The organism is Sebaldella termitidis ATCC 33386 (genome assembly GCF_000024405.1).
GTDB lineage: Bacteria > Fusobacteriota > Fusobacteriia > Fusobacteriales > Leptotrichiaceae > Sebaldella > Sebaldella termitidis.
On the sequence record NC_013517.1, the window covers coordinates 56353 to 76759 of the forward strand.

The window sequence follows — 20407 nt, forward strand, 5'->3', positions numbered from 1 at the left end:
ATCACCACTATTATTCATATAAATTATAAATTTTATTTTTTATTTCTCTGTCTACATCCATAATAACATCAAGATCCAGAGATTTAACCGATTTATGTGTATTTAGTTCATCTTCTATAATTTTGTAGATATCAGTATAATTGATTTTTCTGTTCATAAACAGGTCTACAGCAGCTTCGTTTGCGGCATTATATACAATAGGATAAGATTCTCCCTGTTTTCCCGCATCATATGCCAGCTTAAGACCTTTGAAAACTTCAAAATCGGCTTTTTCAAAAGTAATATTATTGAACTTCATAAAATCAAAGTTCCCAAGCAGTTTGTTCTCCACTCTTTCGGGATAGGTAAAGGCGTAAAGAATAGGAGTTTTCATGTCAGGCTCTCCCATCTGTGCAATAACGGATTTATCCCTGAATTCTACCATAGAATGGATAATACTCTGCGGATGTATTATAACATCAATTTTATCATAATCAACCAAAAAAAGATGATGGGCTTCTATTACTTCCAGTCCCTTATTAACAAGAGTGGAAGAATCAATAGTAATCTTGGCACCCATGCTCCAGTTTGGATGTTTTAACGCCTGTTCCAGAGTGACATTTTCAAGGAATTTTTTATCGGCACCTCTGAATGGTCCTCCTGAAGCAGTAAGAATAATTCTTTCTATTTCATTATGGCTGCCTGCTTTTAATGACTGAAAAACAGCACTGTGTTCACTGTCCACGGGAATAATTTCCGAGTTATATTTTTTTAGAAGATCACGTATAAGATAACCTCCTGCAACCATAGTTTCTTTATTTGCCAGAGCTATTCTTTTTTCTTTTTTTATAGCTTCCACAGTAGCCGGAAGTCCTATGGATCCGCTTACCGCAGTTAATAAAATATCAGTTTCATCAAGCTGTCCTATATTTTTCAATCCTTCACAACCCATAAAAATCTCTATATTCGGAAATTCTCTTTTTATACTGTCATATCCTTCCTGTGTTCCCACAGATACATATTTTGGTTTGAATTCCCTGATGTTTTCTGCCAGTGCCTGCCAGTTTTTGTCCGCTGAAAGAGCAGTAATATTAAATTTGTCACGATTTTCACGTATTATTGAAAGGGCATTTTTACCAATGCTTCCAGTAGCCCCCAGTATTGAAATGTTTGTTTGCATGTCTTCCCCTAACTAATAAAATATTTTACGAAATAATATACTACAGGGAGCACAAACAGGGCACTGTCAAAACGGTCAAGAAAACCGCCGTGTCCCAGAAGTAAAGTCCCAGAATCTTTTATTTCAAATTCTCTTTTTATTTTCGACTCCACCAGATCACCCAGCTCTGCAAAAAAGGCTATTATTAATGCCAGAAGAAGAGCCTCGGTTTTAGTGAAGGAAATATTGCTGTGTACGCTGCATTCACTGAAAATATGTATGTTTTTACAAAAAAATTCAGCAAAAAAAGAAAAAATAACATCAAACTTTAAAGCGACAATAAAAGCTCCTATAAAGCCTCCGATAGCCCCTTCAAAAGATTTTTTCGGACTTATCTCAGGTGCGAGCCTTCTTTTTATAATTTTACCGCCAATGGAAATTCCTACCAGATATGCAGCTATATCGCAGGTCCAGATAAGAATAAACGTCATGAGGACAAGAGCCCTGCCGTTTGAAAATTCACTTTTTATCAGTAAAATATATGAAAAAAAGTATGAAATATAAATGATACCGAATAAAGTATAAGAAATCTCCGCCATAGCACCATTTATTTTTACTTTTAAAATCTGCCTTGTGGCAATAAGCATAAGTGCAAAGACAACAAAACCGCCTATATCAAATCTTGCGATAATATCTCCGCTAAATCCCATAAAATTATAAGAAAATAAAACCTTATCCTTCATATACACAAGAACAGGCAGAAGTAAGGATAAAAACAATCCTATTCTGCTTGCCACTTCAAATCCTTTATCTTTCAGCATTTTATAAAATTCATATACAGACATGCCTATAATGACCTCAGTAAAAATCAAAAATGTAAAATCGCCTTTAAGAAAGATCAGAATAAGCAATGGGACAAAAATAACAATAACCAAAGCTCTACTTAGCATCTACTCCTCCAAAACGTCTTTCTCTATTATTAAACCATTCAATGGCTTTTTCATATTCATTTTTATCAAAATCAGGCCAGTAAGTATTGGTAATATAAAATTCAGAGTATGCGATTTCCCATAAAAGAAAATTGCTTATTCTGAATTCCCCGCTGGTTCTGATAACCAATTCAGGATCGGGAATATCAGGCTGATAAAGATAATTTTGAAATTCATCTTCGGTAATGGAAGTTCTGCCTTCTGCCAAAAGCTTGTTAATACCGTCTGTGATCTCTTTTCTGCCGCCGTAGTTAAAGGCAATGTTAAAAGTAAGGGTATTACAGTCAGAAAGATAATCCTCTGTTTCTTTTATTTTTTTTAACAGTTTTTTGCTGACACCTTCTTCTGTACCGGATACAACTAGTCTTATATCCTGTTCTTTCAGTTCATCCTTTTTGTTATCCAGATATTTTGAAAAAAGATTCATAAGTGCAGAGACCTCGGTCTTGGGTCTTTTCCAGTTTTCAGTGGAAAAAGCATAAACAGTAAGATACTTTACACCAAATGAAACACTTTGTCTTAAAACAAACTCCAGAGTATCAGCTCCTCTTTTATGACCTTCCACTCTGGCAAGTCCTCGTGATTTGGCCCATCTTCCATTTCCATCCATAATAATTGCAATATGTTCGGGTATTTTTCTATCCATAAAAAAACCTTTCAAGTCGTTATTTCCTATTTTACCATATATACAGAGTTTTTTCTAATTTAATTTGTAAAAAATAAAAATGAGAAAAGCCGGAGTCAAAAGATATTTTTTAATAACTCCGGTCAGTGCAGTCTCTTAGTTAATCAAAAATAAAAAGAGATTCATTAAAAATGAACCCCGTCTTCATAATACATATTTTCTATCAAAGGATTAAATACAATAGTAACTATTTTATCCGTTATTTTTTTCCATCTTTCGGTAAACAGAGCAGCAATCTTGTCTCTAGCCTCAGAATCCCTGTCAAACCATAAAACCTCAATAAAAACAAGGCCGTCATCTTCTTTGCCGTCAAAAAAGAAAGTAGTTTCCACATATTCAAATGTAAACCAGTCAGCAGGACATTCTGCAATAATTCCTAATTCATCTGCAAGACCTGCAGTAAAATCTCTGACTTTTTCTTTTTCTGCTCCTCTAACTCTTATGTGTGGCATGTTTTTTACTCCTTTTGTTTTTATTTGAATTTTATCATGCTACAGGGTTTAAATCAATAGGCAAAAAGGATTATTTTATGCACGGAATTTAGATTTTTTGGGTAAAACACAATATATCCAGAATATGGAAAGTGTCACATACAAGATATAGTATTTTAGAAAGAAAAAAATTATATCTGTCCCAAAAACATCTGAACCCAAAAGGAAACAACTACTACAAGCAACGATATAATAAAGCCGTGAAGCATAGGCTTAAAGCCTGAATGCGAGACTTCGGCAAAGTTAGTTCTGAGTCCGATAGCACCAAGAGCCATTACCATAAGATATTTACTGATCTGTGATATTACAGAGCTTACATTTTCAGGAACTATACCTGTACTTTTTATTCCGACCATAACTAAAAATAACAGAATAAAAAACGGAAAAATATTCTTTAATGAAATATTTTCTTTCTTTTTTTTCTCTGATTCTGAAACAGACTTTCTAGATTCTACATGTCTGTTTATAAGAGAAAATATTAATACTGCAGGAATAATGGAAAGAGTACGGGTAAGCTTTACAATAACCGCAAAACCGCCGGCAGCATCAGAAAAGGCATATCCGGCTGCAACAACAGACGAGGTGTCATTTACTGCAGTTCCAGCCCACAGTCCGTATCCGATATCTGACATTCCAAAGTATCTCCCTGCAATGGGAAATAAAATAACCATAAAAATATCAAAAATAAATGTAGCTGAAATAGCATAAGCAATATCCTTTATATCTGCATCTATGGCAGGAGCAATGGCAGCTATGGCTGACCCGCCGCAGATTCCCGTTCCTGCGGAAATAAGTCCTGAAAGTTTCCAGTTCATGCCAAAAATCTTTCCAAGAAGCCATCCGCCGCCAAAAGCAGTAAATAATGTAAAAACCATAACAATAAGAGAATATTTTCCTACCTGCAGTACCTGTGAAAAGCTGAGAGTAAGCCCCATTAATATAATAGAAAATCTTAATATTTGTTTTGAAACAAAGTTTATTCCGGGCTTAAAAAAACCGAATTCCGATATATACGGATTTAGAATCATCCCCGCAAGCAGGGCAAAAACACTTCCGCTTATAAGATGGTAGGGAATAAAGCTGCTCAGAAGTATGCCGATATATGCAAGTATAAAAGTCAGTACTATACCTGAAGTATATTTTTTTATTGATTTCATTTTTTCGTCTCCTTGTATGTTTAGTGTTGTCTTCTGTTAATTTTTGCCAGACAGAAACAGTTAGTTTTATTGTCTGCACAGCTGATTATAAATCAGATATTATAATGTAGATTTTCTAAATATAGAGAAAATCCGCCCCCGGTACTGTGAAGAGCTGATGTACTGGAATTTACCAGCCGAGGGGGACATTATTGATAATAACATTTTTTTATGATAAGATAAAATTATAAATTATTATAAATATATAAATTAATATTATAAAAGGAGAAAATATGCTGGATTTTAGACATGAAACATTTCTTGCACTATGCAGGATAAAAAATTATACCAAAACAGCAGAGTTTTTACATATGACACAGCCGGCAGTGACACAGCACATAAAATTTTTGGAAAACTATTATAATGTAAAGCTTTTTAATTATGAAAGAAAAAATCTTTCTCTTACACGGGAAGGTGAGCTTCTGTATGATTATGCAACGACTATGAGTGCAGATAATAAGAGAATTAAAGATATTCTTGCCGAAAAAGATACGGAAAGTATTTCATTATCCTTTGGTACGACACTTACCGTGGGGGAGTATGTAATGCCGGGTATATTGGAAAACATGCTGGAGAAGTACCCCGGAATCCGTATTACAATGTCCGTTAATAATACTAAAGTTTTATTGGAAAAATTAAAAAGCGGAGAGATAAATTTTGTGATTCTTGAAGGTTCCTTTGAAAAAACAAAATACGATTCTGTGTTGTTCTCCAAAGAGGAATTTATAGCAGTCTGTTCACCTGATTCCGAGCTGAAGAATAAGCAGGTTACGCTTAAAGAAATATTGGAGGAGAGAATAATACTGCGTGAAAACGGGTCGGGAACACGGGATATTTTTGAGCATATATTGTACAGACATAATCTTAGTATCGAAAGCTTTAAAAGAAAATGTGAAGCAGGGAATATAAGTGTAATAAAGGAGTTGGTAAAAAAGAATTTCGGGATAACTTTTTTATATAAAGCTGCTGTGGAAAAAGAGCTTGCCGAAAACCAGCTGGGCAGAATAAATATAGCCGGATTTTCTGAGAAATACGAATTTAATTTTGTATTTTTAAAGGATAGTATTTACAAAAAGGATTATTTGGTGTGGTATAATCTTATGAAAAGTTTTGGGGGAAAAAATTAAATAAAATTATTTTCATAAAATTTTATTGACAAAAAGCAATGAATTTGATAAGATATTTTTGAGAATAAAAAAATTTATTGCATATTTTAAATTTTAAGACTGTGTTTTTGATAAAAAGCAATAAAAATTTTAAGGAAATGATTATATTTAAAAAGTGGGGATGATAATGATAAAAACTAAAATGAGATGTAAAGCCTGCGGGAAATTATACATGGAAATAAAAGTGGAAGGAAAAGCAATATGTGATTTTAAATGTAAAAGATGTAAAACACAGAATGTACAGGTAATTACAGAAAAATTCAATTGAATAAAATCAGCATCCCAAGCGGATCTTTTGTATAGAAATATACATTAGATCCGCTTTTTATTTAAATTTTTCAGCAGTAAAGATAAAAATTAAAAATTGACAGGAGTAATAAATGAAAAAGCAATATAAAGAGTATAAAGTAATTGATAAAGATTTATCTGGATTTTTACTCTATGATGAAAAAATATCTGATAGTTTTTATGAGATTGAGATAGAAGCTATTGAAGATATATGTGATTTGAAAATCAGTGATTTGAAAAAAATTGTGTGTGAAAAAATAGAGGACGGGAACTTCATTGATTTTATAGAAAGGTTATGCAGAAACAGACTTTTGAGTATTGTTCCCATGCTTGTATTAGATAAGAGAGAGTTTTTTGTTTACGATTTATTTTATAAAGAGAAAGAAACTCAAAGTGAAATAGGAAAAAAATTAGGAATAACACGACAATCTGTAAATAAAATAGTAAAAAAAATAAATATGAAGTTTGAGAATGCAAGCGGCAATATAATAGAACATTATTATAAATAAGGGAGTATATAACAAAGTAAAGTTTTTTGTTGACAGAATTCTATATTATAAACAGAAAGAAAAAAATAGATTTTATCTATTAAAAATATTATTAAGGAGGAAAAATGGGAGTAATAAAAGACAGTATAAACAAAGGATTTACAGTTGGTGATGTAACAACAACAGATTTTGATGATGAAGCTAAAATAAAAGTAAAAGAATATTACGAGTTGGATAAGCTTGAAAGAAAAAAAATGTTGGAATTAGCTGGAAATGTTGATTTAGAGCTTGCTAAAAGAGATATAAAAATAGGAATATTGGAAGAAAAAATTGAAAATGTTGGTGAAAATAATGGAGGTTCTTCGGAAACTGAAATGAAAACCTATTACCCGCCATCAGAGAATAGTTATTATTTATTGTACAGGAAGTTAATAACTAAAGCAGAGCTTGATGAAAAATGCAAATTAACAATGGATAAATATAATAATATGTCAATCTATGAAAAAAGTAATTTTGATTATACTTTAGGTGACCAGTTTGGATATGAGCTGCCTGTAACACTAGAAAAAATAGAAAAATTTATAAATGGAAAACCAATAGGTGAAGCGCAAAAAAATCTGATGTATATATGTAAAAATTTTGCAGAATGTATAGATCTAAATACAGATTTAAATCTAGAGTTTTATAAAACGAGCTTTAGTAATGAATATATAAATGAAAGCTGGTCATATTATAAATTATTTCTTCCAAAACTAAAAATTTATATAAGTACTGGCGGTGAACTTATATTCTCCGAAAATGAAGCTTTTGGAGTATGGAAAGTTTCAGATAAAAAAGGAGGCATAGTTTATGAGGGTTCTTCAGGATGTCCTGTTATTATTGGATACATTGCATTTGAAAATGGAGATTATGAAATAACAATAAGTCTTAATTCAAATTATAAAAGCCATTATTTGTTGAAGACAAATGTTGAAGCAGAAGAGATAAGTTCTTTACCAAATATGCGTAAAAATCTTAAACTGCAAACAGAAATCATTTCCACATCAATCTCTTACAATTCAGTATGGGGTTATACTCCAATAAATATAGGACGTTATTTGTCATCAATACCGCTTGAAAAGATTCAGGCTTTTAGTATAGATAATACTGTCGGAACACAGGTGAATGAAGTGAATATAAGACTTTGCTTAAAAGAAGATATAACAATAACAGCAGACAGCTTTTCAGATAAAAAATTTGAGATATTTAAAAATCTAAGTTTTTCAAATATAAACGAAGTTTTAGATATAGAATTAATAGGAAATAACAATGAAATTGTGAAAGGAATGTTAACACGTTTAAACTTATCAATAATAGTACCAAAAGGAGAAAGTCTAACATTAAAAAAAGGAACTACATATAAATACAGAAAATCATATATAAATACTTTTAAATTATAAAGAAAAAATAAATACAAGATGACATAAAAAAGTAAAATGTTATGCTACAGAGGGTAAATTACTGTGGAAAATAAGGATATGAAGTTTGGTGTAAATAAAAAGGCTGTCAAATTTCTATATAGTGAGGACAAAAAATTATAGCTTTTCTAAAGTGTAAACTTTTAGGTTAACGAATTACTATAAGGTGAGGAAAGCTTACACTGATATACGGCCGTATATTAAATCTATTTATATAAATAGTAATAAAAAATTTTTTCTCAAAAAAATGCATGCATATAAACCAAAAAAAGGGATTTTAAAATTATGATATTGGAATTATTTAAAGAAAAAATTGAAAAAGCAGACTCTAGAATTCCATGTGTAATTGATTTTTTAAAGAATTACGAGTATTCTTCTTCAGATTTTGGGATGTTTTTTCTAGAGCCTGAAACTTTAAAGAGTCAGAGTATAAATTTAAAACATGATAAAACTCATGAAAGAACATTAAAACTATTGTATATTGCACCGGTTGATGTTTCCTGGGCACCGGAATTTGATATAAAATATCAGATTACATTTTTGGAAAATTTGATGAAACAATTGTCAAAAGATGAGGATATATTAAAAGAAATAAAGAATTTGGATTATGTATATGCTTTAAAACCAAGAGAAACTAGTGAAAATTCTTATATGAAAGAAATAATATTCGAAATAATAATAACTATAAAGGAGAAATAAAATATGAATATTGAAGTATTAGCAGCACTACAGACAGCAAAGGGAACAGCAAAAACAGATACAATGGCAAAATTATCAGCAACAGATTATGGTGTTTTACCATCTGTAGATAAAAAAGTATCAGAAGCTTTAGGATCAGGAAGATGGGTAAGAGACGGATTTGTATCAAAGATATCAGTAGCCGGGGATGTTCCGGTAGAATTAACAATGGATCAGTTAGAAATACTACTTGCAGGTGCAGGATTTGAGGGAAAGGTAACAGGGACAGATTATGTTATGACTTCAGGAGCAAGTATTGACAAGTACTTGACAATAGGAGTAAATGATCTTGACAGTGATATGTTTGAGTATTCAAAAGACTGTCAGATATCAAGTCTTGCTTTAAATGTACAATTAGAAGCATTTATAAAAGGAACTGCAAATATAATAGGAATGGATCATATAACAGAAAATACAAAATTTTCTGGAACAGCAACAGCAGTGAGAGATGAATCATTAATTTGTCTTGGATCAAAAATTACAGAAAAAACTAATGATATTACATCACAAATAGAATCATTAGACCTGACAATAGACAATAAATTAGAAGGAAAAGGAGCATTAAATTCTGTTTACTATAAGTCAATAAAGCAGTCAGACAGAGGAAGTGTTACACTTGGATTGACATTCAATGAATTTAATAAAGCAAGCTATATGGATGCTCAGGATCTATTGCTGGCTAACGGAGAATTCAAAGTGGAGACTGAATTTGCAGAATTACAGGATCCAACAAAAAAAGTAGTATTTGAATTCCCTAAATGTAAAATTTCAAAAAATGAAAGAACAGATCTAGCAGGTGCAGGCGGAATGAGTAAAGAGCTGGAAGCTTTCTATGATGAAACAATAAAATCACCTGTAAAAATAACATTTAAAAACTATACAAGTGTGCTTTAATTAGCTATTTCAGAATTTAATCATTTCATAAATATTGCTTTTCGGATAACATTTCTGTTTAACAGGAAGAATGAGGCTCCAAACCTCTTCTTCTCTGTTTAAAAAAAATTTTTAGAATTCATAAGGAGGATTATAAATTGTCTAAAGATATAAAAGAAACAATACATAAGGATATAAAAAAGGAAATCAAAGAAGAAAATATAAAAGCTGAAAAAATAATAGAAGACCAGACTGAAGAATCAGAGACAGTAAGGGATAAATCTGCAACTAAGGTATTAACTTACGGTGCTGACGGGGATTTTATTGTGGTTGAACTGGTGGCCACTTTCAGAAACCTCTATAATTATTTAAATAAACCACGTCATAAGTATAGATATCATAATCAGGGGAGTATAACAGAAAGAATATCTATTTTTTATGAATTGGAAGAAAGCCATGATTTTGAATTGCTCTATAATCAGACACTCAAAATCACTTTAGATAATAAAGAAGCAGACAAAACAATAGATAATTTTGTAACTTTTCTAAACAGACAGGGAATAATATTCAAAAAAGCACTTGAAGAATTGTTAGAGGAAAATTCGGTGGGTTTGGAATCACAAATGAGGAATCTGTACGTATAAAATATTACAGAGCAGCTTCTATATTTGTAAATGGCCAGAAAACACCTGACAGAGCATTACAGGAAGTTATTATTGATTTAAATAATTATTTGAGATATTTTAGGTTTGACGGAATGTCTGGAAGATATATCCTTACGTTTCTTCCATTTTCAAAATCTTATGACGAACATCCTTACTGGCTTATAGAAAAACTGGAATTTATAGAAGAGGTTATTAATAAAGCTATTTATGAGAAGAATAACAGGAAGAAGAGATAATATAAAAAGCTTCTTGTTTAAAAGCCACCAAAGAAATTTCTGGTGGTTTTATTAATTATGAATAATTATTGAATTATGAGGTGTAATTAATAAAAATATAGAGGAGGAAGATATGGCTACATTTAAGGAAGTAAAAGGAAGCTATAATAAAGGGTTAGGATATATAAAAAAAGGAGAAAAATATGCTCTCAAAGGAGATGAATTACAAAAACTTGAGTATAAATTAGAGAAGAGGTATGGAGAATTTACTGCTCAAATGATAAAGTGGAGTGAAGAAAAAAGCAAAGAATTGAATCGTCCATATACAGAGATTTTAGAATATTCATTGGTATACGCAAATTATTTAGATATGAAAGGATATGATCCAAAAGAAATTAAAGAACTTATAAAAAATCAGACAGAGCTTAAAATTAAAATCATAAATGATAAAGGTTATAATCCAACTGATGTTGATGGTCTTATAAAAGGTCTCTATGATCAAAAAATTGAATCATTAAATTTTTTTGGTATTGATGAAAAAGAATTTCAAAAAATGCTGAAAAAGGATGGTATTATAGAAGTTAATTTAAACATAACAAGTGATTTAAATGAAAAATATAATACTTTTTCAAATAAAACAAGTCTGACCAATGAAAATCAAATTTTGGATAGTAGAATAAATAGAGAACTAAGACCATATTTAGATGGATTTAACGAAATTTATGTTCCACTTAAGAGTTGGATAAACTCTGGGATAAGTAGTGCGGAGTTGAATAATGAAATTTCACGTATAGAAGAAAATATAAAAAATATATATCCGTACATATCGAAACTTAAAGATGATGTAATAGAGTTTGATTCTTTCAAGCAACAAGAGGATTCAAATCCAGATTTAGCAATGATATCAAATAAAAAATACCAAGAAATAATAATAAAATATCCATTTCTTGAAAATAAACTTTTGAATAACTCAGATAGTTCAGGATTATGGGTAAAAAACTGGGCAAATTTAGAAAGTACATTAAAAGAAGCTGCAGAGCAGTCTTTAAAAGACAAATGGTATGATACTAATTTATTAAAAATAGGGAAAGAACGGGATTATATATTAAATGCAACCGAAAGAAACAGAGAAACACGTTCAAAAAATTTTCATAAATTGTATCAATATCCAATAGAAGATATTATAAAAGATTCAGATGTAATTTTAGCAGCAAGAGATTATAATGATTTAGAACGAACAGAAAAAGAATATAATAAACCAAAAGAATTAAAAAAAATAATTGATGTTCTAATAAAAAATGAAACATTTAAAAGAAAATTTGGGTCTTACAATGAATGGGATGGAAACCCATTAAAACAGTATGAAAATGAACTTCTTAATACAATAGCTGAAGATGTTGCAATTTTCGTAAAAAATCAAGACAGTGATAATTATGAAATTAGTAGAATAATGGAAAAAACAGATGATGAATTGAGAACTTTGAAAAATGGATATGAGAACTATAATCCTCTTTCTGAATATGGAAAATATATTAAAGAAGAGTTTTCACCAAAGTTTTCAGAACAAATGAATATATTAAAAGAAAGACTTGCATCAGCAGTTAAACCAGTAGAAGAATTCGATTCAAATATGAAAGTTAAATTTGATACACTAATGAAAGATGATGTGATACGTCAAGATTTGGAGAATTATAAAAAAAGTCAAAAAATTTCAGATTATGAGAAATTGAAAAAAGATTTAAATCAACGGTATGGATTAGCGGATCCAAAAGGTGGTGGACCCATGCCCGCTGCCTATTTATATGATGTTTATGATAAAAATTTTGATCAGATTCAAACGGCGATTAAAAATATCACAGAATATGCCGGACAAAGTATTCAGAAAAATTCAACTATGCATATAAAGGCATTTGAAAGTTCTGTTAAAACATCATCAGAACAACGTTATAAAATGGAAGAAAGAAAAGTAAATGGAAAAACTTACTATATTCCGGTTAAAAAAAATGATATTCCGATGAGTGAAGCAGAAAAGAATTTAATGAAACTTACTCAAAGTTACAACAATGTACAAAGAGGGATGGGAAAAAATCCAGCAGCACCTATACAAAAAACGGCAACTCAAACAGTAAAAGTACAAAGGAAAGTTCAGCAGCCACAACGAACAGTAACTTATAGAGAACCAACAAAATGGGAAGTAATGTCAAAAGAATTGAAAAAAGCGGTAAAAGATCTGGAATCAAAAGCTGGCAAAATGGGAGATGTTATTCTTAAGACAAGTGATAAACTTGCAAAACTGGAATTAGAAAAACTGCATAACTTTTCAGATGTAATGGGAATGTCAGAAAGCGATGTCTTATTTAGTGAGATAGGAATTTTGGAAAAACAGAGACAAATAGCTTTAGAAGTAGGAAAAAAAGAAAAAGTGGAGTCTTTAACAGCGGAAATAAAAGAGAAAAAGAAAAAGGCTGAGAATGCGAAGTTTTATGATGATATAAATGGATCATATGAGCAGAAAACTAATCAGTTAAATTTTAAACCGTCGGATGAGCAGTATGATGACTTCAAGGAAAAATTCGCAGGTTATTATGATGGTAAGATGGAAAATTTAACAAGATTGCTGGTAAATGGTCTTATAACAAAAAACCAGTTTGAAAAGAATTCATTAGATTTAATAGAAGAGAAGATCCAAAGACTGATTGAGATGAAGAAGTATGATGAAGCAGTAAAATTAACAATTGAGAAATATCAGGCAGAATATACTAAGATACAGGAAGATGCTCAAAAAGATTTGATAAATATTAGGGAAAAAGGAGAAGTATTTGGATACAGGAAATCAGAGATTATTAATCAAGAGTTGGAGAGAGAAAAGAAATTAAGATCAGATTCATATGAAAAGAATAAGCAAACAGAAGAAATCCTAAATAAAGAGCTAGAAAATTTAAATGAGAAATTGGAAAAAGCTATAAAAAATAATGATAAAAATGAAATGAAAAGAATAAGAGAAGAAATAGATGATAAAAAAAAGGAAAAAGAAGAATTAGGTACAGAAGAAAAAGCGAAAAAAGATAATGAAAAAATTTCAAAGAAAGAATTAGAATACAATACAGCTAAAATTTTAGAAGCTCTTAGTGACGGGATAAGAGATATTTTTAAGAATATAAATCCAAAAGATTTCAGAGGAAGTCTTGCAAATAATATTGACTCTCTCTTTGAGAAACAATTTAATGTCTTGTTAGATGAAAAGAATCCATACAATAGCTATAAATCTGTAATTGAAGAAAAAATGAAAGAAGCTTTTGAGGGATATCAAGTAACTGGAGATTATGTATTAGACCAATCTGAATACAATAAAAGATTTGAAGAATTTTTAGACAGGCTAATTGGCACAGGTAATGAGGGGCTTATTAATTTAGCAGGTTCTATGAAAATGGAAAGAGTAAAAACAAGTTTAGATGATTTGGCTTCTACTTTAAGCCGTGCGGGAAGTGTATTGAAAGATGATTTTTTGACAAATTTATCTGTTACAGCAGAATCTCTTTCAGGTCTGACAAGTATATTCCAGAATACAAATTTAGCCGGACCAATAGGGGAAAAGATAGGTGGTTTAGGGAACTTTTTATCGCCGTTTACTTCAGTAGTAGGAACAGTTTTTGGAACAGTAAATGCCGGAGTTTCTTTGTTTCGTTCGTTTGGTATAGGAAGTAATAAAAATAAGAAACATAATGAAGAAGAAAAAAGAAAAGCTAATGAATGGTATGAAAATAAATCAAAAGAAAATGAGAATTTATTTAGTGAAATAAATACACTTACTAATTCTATACAAAACCTTACAACCAAGTTAATTCAAAATATAGCTTCTGATACCTCAGATAAGAATATTGCAAAGCAAAAAAGTTATTACAATACATTAATTGGAAAAACAGGAGATCTTTATGAAGGTCAAATAACTGCAACAGGACATTCAAGTAAAAAGAAAGGTCTTTTTGGTGGAAAAAAGAATTCTCACGCTACTTTAAGTCAGGGATTTGATGAATATTTTGGAAGTGTATGGAAAAATACAGCAAGAGATTCAGGAAGTTTGCAAAGTTTTTATGATACTTACCTTCAAAACTTCGATTTGAATACTTTAAAGAGAAAGTTAGGAAAAAGTAAGCTTGATAATAATAACATAGAAGAAGTGAAACTAAGTTTTTTACGTTTTATTGAAGATGTAAGAGTAATGGAGCAGTATTCTTTAAATTTGCCTAAAAATGGGATACTTGAAAGTTTTGAAGGAGTGGAAGTAGCTGATTTATTTGAACTCAGAAATGAATATCAAAAACAGCTTGAGGATATTTATAAAGGGATGGGAAAAGATCCTGAAAAATATAGAGATGAGATATTAAGCACGGTAAATTCATTAATACAAAATGATCAGGTGATAGTAAGTGCTTTTCAGGATGTTAAATCAAGAACAATAGAACAATTAAGCAGCGGAAATGACGTGATTTTAGGTCTTGCAACAGGAATGGAAAGTTATTTTAGTAAATTGGAAAGTAATTTTTCAAAAGTATTTTATGATATGAAGTTTCAGGGATTTGAAGAGAAATTTTCTAATAAATTTGAAAATTTGACAAATAACCTTGCAGATTTTAGATTATCAGGGAGAAAAGACTTTGATAATTTTCTAAATGAGAATCTTAATTTCTGGGATTTATTTACTGATTTAAAAAATACTGAGTATATAGAAAACGATATGAAACACATAATTGATACTTTAAAAAATCAAGCCCAAGCCTCAGGGTTAAGTGATGAAGTGATAAATGCAATGTTTCCGGATGAGAAAATAAATGAAAAGACAGAGAAAATAAAAAATGTATTAGAAAACTCAATAAGAAAAGCTCTGGAAACAAATTCATTTGAACAGTTTTCGATGAGCTTAGGAGAGAGTATTTATAATAATGTAAAGGATAGTCTGGTTAAAGCATTTTATGAAAGTCAGTCGTTTCAGACACTTGCAGATAAATATTTCCTGACTGAAGATTATAAAAATGCACTTGACGGAGCGGGAAGTTTTAAAGATGCTTACAGCATAATACAACAGAAGTTAAATGAAGTAGAGTTAAAATTACAGTCAGAAGGAATGGATTTTAGGGGAACAAATGCAGTAGATGGTAATTATTATGGAATGTCCGGAAAACAAGAGTATAAGACTTCAGGAATACTTGATAATTCAAAAGGAGTAGAATTCGCAGTAACATTAAATAATTATGGTTTTATGTCAAATTCAGAATTTATGAATACTTTAAAAAAGGAAATGAAAGAATTCTTGTATGAATCAGGTAAAGAAGAAGTTTAAATAATCAAAGAAATTAAAATAAGAAAACTTCCTGAAGTCACTATTTGTAATTCAGGAAGTTTTTAGTTATAGTTTATTTAGGGAAAGAGTAATTGAAATCTTCAATATAAAATGTAACTTTGTCAGGATAAATTTGAATAAGGAATGCTTCACTTTCAGGAAAGCCTGTTAGTGAAATTATGTCATTCGATTTTTTTTCTTCATCTAGGTTATAAGCCTTTTTGTATCTATCAATTAAATATCTTTTATCGTATCTCATAGTATAAGTTTGTGCTCTCCATCCTGAAAATTGTTTATTTTTATTAAAATAAAAAACAAGATCATACATTTCAACATCTAAAAACTTAATATTTTCAAAATTAACCTGAGTATAATCATCAAATTCATAAACAGCATATTCTTTAAGTTTATAAGTTTCCATGAGATATTTCTTAGCTTCTTCTCTGGAAGCCCCCCACTTAAGATCGCCAAACCCCCCAATAGTATTAGAAAAACTAATTGTACATAGGAATATTAATAACAAAAGTATTTTTTTCATTCTCTAAGCTCCTTTTTTTATATATGATAACCTATTTCATACTAAAAGTAAAACTAAAAATAAAATTAGCCTAACTGACAACTTTCAGGTTGACTTTTTACTATATTATGAAGAGAACTGTTTAAAAGTTAAAAGAGTCTGTAAAAGAAAGGAGAAGTTGTGATAAAAATCTAAGATTGGAATAAATTAAAAACAGTAAAAAATATCTATGAAAAGGAGGTCATGTAATGGTAGACGAGGAATATATAAAGTGTAGCTATCAAGAGGAAAATAACATAAAACATAAGATTACATTTTTTAATATAACTAAAAATATTGATATCACTGATTATGTTGAAAATGAAACCTTGAATATTAACAAATTCATAACCAATGAAAGTAATAGTATATCCCCTAATTCTGTTAGTCTTGAATTAAAATTTCCTGATTTTGAAGATATAGATGAAAAGATAATTACTTTCTTTGATGAAAGTGATAAATATTTTAGTGAACTTGAAGGATATTTTGATGAAAATATTTCAGAAAAGATAAAAAATATAGTTGAAAAAGACGATGAAGTAGTAATATATGATATCTTTAATAACACAAAACTTGAACTATTTACAGGGATAGTAAAAAACCCTGTAGTAAGGCAGGAACATCTGTATAAGATTCTGACTGTAGAAATCAAGGATAAGACTGTATTAGGATATTATAAAAGATTTGAAAAAGATGAGGTTTACCAGGGACATTATTTCTATAATTCAAGCGATAAAGAACACTCCCTTTTATATAATCTGGCCAAAAGAATAGGGTTTGATGAAGATAAAATAGAGATAGAAGAGATAAAATATTCTATAGGGGACTATATAAGGGTACCGGTTGCAAAATTTGAGAAAGAGAAAAAAATAATGGAAGAACTGGCTGAACTTGTAAAAGCAGCGGTAGGTTCTGTATATGTAACAGGAGACGGCACATTGAAAATAACAAGCCTTATAAATCAAAAAGATACCCGGAAACTTGACTATGAATTAAAGAAAGGGAATGTACTAAGTTATCTTGAGGAATGGATTGATGAAAAAGAAAATAATAAAGTGGAGGTGACTTTTTCAGAGAATAAAACGGAGCCGAGGCAGGCAGTTTTTATACTGGCAGGTCAGAACATGGATTATGAAAGAGACGATGCAAAGATAAAAGTTCCTGCAAATACAACTGAAAATGATATTTATTGGAAAATAGAGTATATGACAGAGTATGTGAATAATCTTGAAACAACGCCGGAAGTAGTCGCCTATAAGGCAAATTCAGACGGAACAAAGACTTATGTGAGCTATAATGAATATGATGTTGAACTGACAAATACAGAAGGAAAAGTAAAGTTTTTAAATTCAGACGGAACAGATATATTTATCGAAAAATTTAAAATCTATGGGGAGCCTATAAAATTATACGAGAATAATACAGTCTCGTATACTGAAAAAGTCCTTGAGGATCATGAAGTAGAGCTTTATACATATGAGAACAAATATGTTCAGGAGCTAAGACATGCACAGGAAGTAGCCAAATATCTTTACTATATAAACTGTCGAGAACAAAAACACTATAAACTCATAGTAAATGCAGCACCATTTCTGGAGCTTGAAGATGTTGTAAATTTAAAATTTGAAGACAGGGATAAAAAAATACAATTAATTAATATTTCCCAGACAGGAAGCCAGACAGAAATAGAAGCTGTTGATTTTAATATCTATCAGCCTGCAGCAGAACACTTTGAAACTGAAAAAAGTAATCTTTTTGATAAAGATTATTTAAACAATGGATATGTAGAATATGGAAATATAAAGTATCCGACAGATAAACCGCCAGCTCCGATAGGGGTAACACCTGAGCATCAGTTCCTGGGATTTGGAGTAAGATGGCAGGCTTTAGAAAGAACAGATATAAAAGAATACGTAATATATGTAAAATCATTGGGAAGTAACGGGCTTCCTGACGGCAGGCTGGACACTAAATTTGGATGCGGTAATGCGACATATAAGATAGTGACAGCTGAACCGGGATCTTATGAGGTAAAAGTAGCAGCAATATCACAGGCAGGAATAGAAGGGGATCTTTCCACAGCAGTAGTTGCAAATTCTATAAAAGTAGACGGGACAGCTTTGAATGTAGATGGTGACAGTATTATTGTGGACACATCAAACCATAGTCTTGTTTTAGGAAAAGTATATGCCAAAAATATTACATCAAATTCAATATTGTCAAATATGATTGCTGCCAATCAGATAGATGCCAACCATGTAAAAGCGAATACAATAACAACAGATAAAATACTATTTGGTGCAGGAGATGCAATACAAAAAGGGCCTGGTGGAGGAATAGTAATAAAAACTCTTGACGGGAATAATTTAAGCGTAGTAGGAATGACAAATATATATGGAACAAGTGGATTAACAGTATATAACAATTTAAGTGACGAATCATCAACACATAAAACTGTTATTCAGGGCGGTCAAATAATTTTTTATGAGCGGTCTCCCTGACGGTAGATTTGTTATTGTACGCCGGGGAAGGCTCCTTGGGAAAAGCTTATATCCGGAATATATAGAAGACAGAGGAACAGCTTCTTTTACAAAGGCTTTTAGCTGCAGAACTCTTTCTACCTCTTTTTATATAAGTATTTCTCCGGTTCATATACAGTCTACATATCCTGCCACATCAGTAATTACACCAACACGCTGGGAAGCGAACAGAACTCCTAATGTATTTCAGTTTTGGGCAGAAGCTGTAAACTGCTGTGGATGGTTTAATTGGGAAGTATATGAAATTCCTGATTCAAAAAAGCTATAAATTTTTTAGTGTTAAGTATTAAAAAAATAAGATAAAAATACTGGAAAGGGAAAAAATGTCTTGGAGAAAAGTAAATGTTTTAAAGAAAGCTAAAGTTTTTGAAGTGAAAACAGATACTCCATTTAATTTGGCAAATTATACCGGCGGCTGTTTCTGGGGAGAAACAGTTATTGATTTGGGAATAAGTTCTGTAGAAATGGGATTTAATACAATAGGTTTAAAAACAGAGCTGATTCCATTAGGAGGAAACTGGTACAAAGGAGAGATATACAGAGTTCCTTTGATTATTGGAAATAACTATAATGAATATACATATAGTACTGCAAATGAAAATGGAAAGGGAGAACGGATTGTAGGAGATACAAGAAATTTTGGACCTAATTTTGGCGGGGTTAGGTATGTTGTAAAAACAGAAGGCTGTAATCCGGAAACACAAATAATACTAAGATTTAGAATATCGACACACAGAAATAATATTGTGAATTATACAGGAGCATTTACTGGGAATGTTACTACAACACCAATTGAATATAAAACTCCGCCAACATTAATAGCAGATACTTTTACATGTGCTTCTTTTGAAGTAAAAAATTCATATCAAGGGTATGTGAGCTTTTTTATACAGAATTTTGTAGCAGATTCTGTTCAAAAAGTAGACGGGACACTAAATGTCTTAGCATTGGAGGTTTAGTATTATGGGAAATTGGTATCCGGTGAGAACAATGAAAAAAGTTATTTCAAATACTGGAAATAGTGGAGATATAATAGATTTAAGAGGGTTTTCTGATGGAATACCATGGAAAAATCCACAAATTTTTTTAAGTTTATTTGGTTATTTTCCAGATACAAATATGAATAAATATTATACTCAGGTAACAGCTTTAGGGAATGACAGATTTAAACTGGAATGTTATGCTGCGGGTTATACTTATGATACGGCAATATATCCGGGAGATAGGATGTCGTCAACTATTCTTTACGGAGAAACACATATTTATCAGGGACCGTATTATGGAGTATCTATGGAATATGTTGCAGATAGCAGTTTGGGAACAATAGGGCAAACATGCTATGAAAGCGAAAATGCTTTTAAAAGTGTATATACCGGAGTAATGGAGGGCGGACTTTCAAATATTCATGTGGCAACATATACAGCTAACTTTTTTTCTGAAACTCAAAGAAACGGCTTAATTAAAGTAGTTAATACAGGCCTTACATACGGAGGAAGATTCAGGAATATAGCAGTTATAACAACACCAACAAAGCTTCAGTCGGGAATTCCGATTTCCTGGGTTGCAGTGGAAGGAGATTTATAA

Annotated in this window: 19 protein-coding genes; 13 read left to right on the forward strand and 6 right to left on the reverse strand. The window is 30.8% G+C overall.

Features of this window, described 5'->3' with window-relative positions; all coding sequences use genetic code 11:
* Positions 1–10 precede the first annotated feature (10 nt).
* The 5 genes from dxr to STERM_RS00270 all read right to left on the reverse strand — a co-directional run bounded on the left by dxr (position 11) and on the right by STERM_RS00270 (position 4460).
* Entirely contained in the window at positions 11–1159 is a 1149-nt protein-coding gene (gene dxr / locus STERM_RS00250; RefSeq protein ID WP_012859538.1) for a 1-deoxy-D-xylulose-5-phosphate reductoisomerase, read from the reverse strand.
* Positions 1160–1167: 8 nt separating this feature from the next.
* The gene (locus tag STERM_RS00255) at positions 1168–2088 is read right to left on the reverse strand and encodes a phosphatidate cytidylyltransferase (RefSeq protein WP_012859539.1); all 921 of its coding nucleotides are present in this window, start codon (positions 2086–2088) and stop codon (positions 1168–1170) included.
* On the reverse strand, positions 2078–2773 hold the full coding sequence (gene uppS, locus STERM_RS00260) for a polyprenyl diphosphate synthase (protein WP_012859540.1): 696 nt from the start codon (positions 2771–2773) through the stop codon (positions 2078–2080). Before uppS ends, STERM_RS00255 begins: the two co-directional genes overlap by 11 nt.
* Before the next feature lie 164 nt (positions 2774–2937).
* Positions 2938–3264, reverse strand: a complete 327-nt coding sequence (locus tag STERM_RS00265; protein ID WP_012859541.1) for a DUF1904 family protein — start codon at positions 3262–3264, stop codon at positions 2938–2940.
* 170 nt (positions 3265–3434) lie between these two features.
* Positions 3435–4460: a YeiH family protein gene (locus tag STERM_RS00270; protein ID WP_012859542.1), complete on the reverse strand. Its 1026-nt coding sequence runs from the start codon at positions 4458–4460 to the stop codon at positions 3435–3437.
* A 272-nt stretch (positions 4461–4732) separates the two neighbouring features.
* On the opposite strand from STERM_RS00270, the gene STERM_RS00275 reads away from it, so the two are divergent.
* The 9 genes from STERM_RS00275 to STERM_RS00305 all read left to right on the forward strand — a co-directional run bounded on the left by STERM_RS00275 (position 4733) and on the right by STERM_RS00305 (position 15727).
* Entirely contained in the window at positions 4733–5626 is an 894-nt protein-coding gene (locus tag STERM_RS00275) for a LysR family transcriptional regulator (protein WP_012859543.1), read from the forward strand.
* Between the two features lie 166 nt (positions 5627–5792).
* Positions 5793–5933: a hypothetical protein gene (locus tag STERM_RS21965; protein ID WP_012859544.1), complete on the forward strand. Its 141-nt coding sequence runs from the start codon at positions 5793–5795 to the stop codon at positions 5931–5933.
* 112 nt (positions 5934–6045) lie between these two features.
* Entirely contained in the window at positions 6046–6462 is a 417-nt protein-coding gene (locus STERM_RS00280; RefSeq protein ID WP_012859545.1) for a sigma factor-like helix-turn-helix DNA-binding protein, read from the forward strand.
* Positions 6463–6566: 104 nt separating this feature from the next.
* The gene (locus STERM_RS00285; RefSeq protein WP_012859546.1) at positions 6567–7880 is read left to right on the forward strand and encodes a hypothetical protein; all 1314 of its coding nucleotides are present in this window, start codon (positions 6567–6569) and stop codon (positions 7878–7880) included.
* Between the two features lie 303 nt (positions 7881–8183).
* Positions 8184–8597: a hypothetical protein gene (locus STERM_RS00290; protein ID WP_012859547.1), complete on the forward strand. Its 414-nt coding sequence runs from the start codon at positions 8184–8186 to the stop codon at positions 8595–8597.
* 3 nt (positions 8598–8600) lie between these two features.
* A complete protein-coding gene (locus tag STERM_RS00295; RefSeq protein WP_012859548.1) occupies positions 8601–9530 on the forward strand; it encodes a phage tail tube protein in 930 nt (309 codons plus the stop codon).
* Positions 9531–9667: 137 nt separating this feature from the next.
* The gene (locus STERM_RS00300) at positions 9668–10153 is read left to right on the forward strand and encodes a hypothetical protein (protein ID WP_012859549.1); all 486 of its coding nucleotides are present in this window, start codon (positions 9668–9670) and stop codon (positions 10151–10153) included.
* Positions 10154–10242: 89 nt separating this feature from the next.
* On the forward strand, positions 10243–10410 hold the full coding sequence (locus STERM_RS21970; RefSeq protein ID WP_169305376.1) for a hypothetical protein: 168 nt from the start codon (positions 10243–10245) through the stop codon (positions 10408–10410).
* Positions 10411–10522: 112 nt separating this feature from the next.
* Positions 10523–15727: a hypothetical protein gene (locus STERM_RS00305; protein ID WP_012859550.1), complete on the forward strand. Its 5205-nt coding sequence runs from the start codon at positions 10523–10525 to the stop codon at positions 15725–15727.
* A gap of 73 nt (positions 15728–15800) precedes the next feature.
* Here STERM_RS00305 and STERM_RS00310 read toward each other — a convergent pair whose 3' ends face one another.
* Positions 15801–16265 carry a hypothetical protein gene (locus STERM_RS00310; RefSeq protein ID WP_012859551.1) on the reverse strand — a complete coding sequence of 155 codons (465 nt, stop codon included), beginning with the start codon at positions 16263–16265 and terminating at the stop codon, positions 15801–15803.
* 227 nt (positions 16266–16492) lie between these two features.
* Between STERM_RS00310 and STERM_RS00315 the strand changes: the two genes are divergently transcribed.
* The 4 genes from STERM_RS00315 to STERM_RS00330 are packed head-to-tail and all read left to right on the forward strand — an operon-like array spanning position 16493 to position 20407.
* Positions 16493–18784 carry a hypothetical protein gene (locus tag STERM_RS00315; RefSeq protein WP_012859552.1) on the forward strand — a complete coding sequence of 764 codons (2292 nt, stop codon included), beginning with the start codon at positions 16493–16495 and terminating at the stop codon, positions 18782–18784.
* Positions 18768–19091, forward strand: a complete 324-nt coding sequence (locus tag STERM_RS00320; protein WP_012859553.1) for a hypothetical protein — start codon at positions 18768–18770, stop codon at positions 19089–19091. The genes STERM_RS00315 and STERM_RS00320 overlap by 17 nt, the downstream gene beginning before the upstream one ends.
* A 55-nt stretch (positions 19092–19146) precedes the next feature.
* Positions 19147–19782, forward strand: a complete 636-nt coding sequence (locus STERM_RS00325; protein WP_012859554.1) for a hypothetical protein — start codon at positions 19147–19149, stop codon at positions 19780–19782.
* Between the two features lie 4 nt (positions 19783–19786).
* On the forward strand, positions 19787–20407 hold the full coding sequence (locus tag STERM_RS00330) for a hypothetical protein (RefSeq protein WP_012859555.1): 621 nt from the start codon (positions 19787–19789) through the stop codon (positions 20405–20407).

Bases quoted from the DNA above. Each gene is read 5' to 3' on its own strand.
- STERM_RS00305 (WP_012859550.1), top strand. From the start codon at position 10,523: ATGGCTACATTTAAGGAAGTAAAAGGAAGCTATAATAAAGGGTTAGGA.
- STERM_RS21965 (WP_012859544.1), top strand. From the start codon at position 5,793: ATGATAAAAACTAAAATGAGATGTAAAGCCTGCGGGAAATTATACATG.
- STERM_RS00275 (WP_012859543.1), top strand. From the start codon at position 4,733: ATGCTGGATTTTAGACATGAAACATTTCTTGCACTATGCAGGATAAAA.
- STERM_RS00310 (WP_012859551.1), bottom strand. From the start codon at position 16,265: ATGAAAAAAATACTTTTGTTATTAATATTCCTATGTACAATTAGTTTT.
- STERM_RS00295 (WP_012859548.1), top strand. From the start codon at position 8,601: ATGAATATTGAAGTATTAGCAGCACTACAGACAGCAAAGGGAACAGCA.
- STERM_RS00325 (WP_012859554.1), top strand. From the start codon at position 19,147: ATGTCTTGGAGAAAAGTAAATGTTTTAAAGAAAGCTAAAGTTTTTGAA.
- dxr (WP_012859538.1), bottom strand. From the start codon at position 1,159: ATGCAAACAAACATTTCAATACTGGGGGCTACTGGAAGCATTGGTAAA.
- uppS (WP_012859540.1), bottom strand. From the start codon at position 2,773: ATGGATAGAAAAATACCCGAACATATTGCAATTATTATGGATGGAAAT.
- STERM_RS00270 (WP_012859542.1), bottom strand. From the start codon at position 4,460: ATGAAATCAATAAAAAAATATACTTCAGGTATAGTACTGACTTTTATA.
- STERM_RS00265 (WP_012859541.1), bottom strand. From the start codon at position 3,264: ATGCCACACATAAGAGTTAGAGGAGCAGAAAAAGAAAAAGTCAGAGAT.
- STERM_RS00285 (WP_012859546.1), top strand. From the start codon at position 6,567: ATGGGAGTAATAAAAGACAGTATAAACAAAGGATTTACAGTTGGTGAT.
- STERM_RS00290 (WP_012859547.1), top strand. From the start codon at position 8,184: ATGATATTGGAATTATTTAAAGAAAAAATTGAAAAAGCAGACTCTAGA.
- STERM_RS00320 (WP_012859553.1), top strand. From the start codon at position 18,768: ATGAGCGGTCTCCCTGACGGTAGATTTGTTATTGTACGCCGGGGAAGG.
- STERM_RS00315 (WP_012859552.1), top strand. From the start codon at position 16,493: ATGGTAGACGAGGAATATATAAAGTGTAGCTATCAAGAGGAAAATAAC.
- STERM_RS00330 (WP_012859555.1), top strand. From the start codon at position 19,787: ATGGGAAATTGGTATCCGGTGAGAACAATGAAAAAAGTTATTTCAAAT.
- STERM_RS00255 (WP_012859539.1), bottom strand. From the start codon at position 2,088: ATGCTAAGTAGAGCTTTGGTTATTGTTATTTTTGTCCCATTGCTTATT.
- STERM_RS00280 (WP_012859545.1), top strand. From the start codon at position 6,046: ATGAAAAAGCAATATAAAGAGTATAAAGTAATTGATAAAGATTTATCT.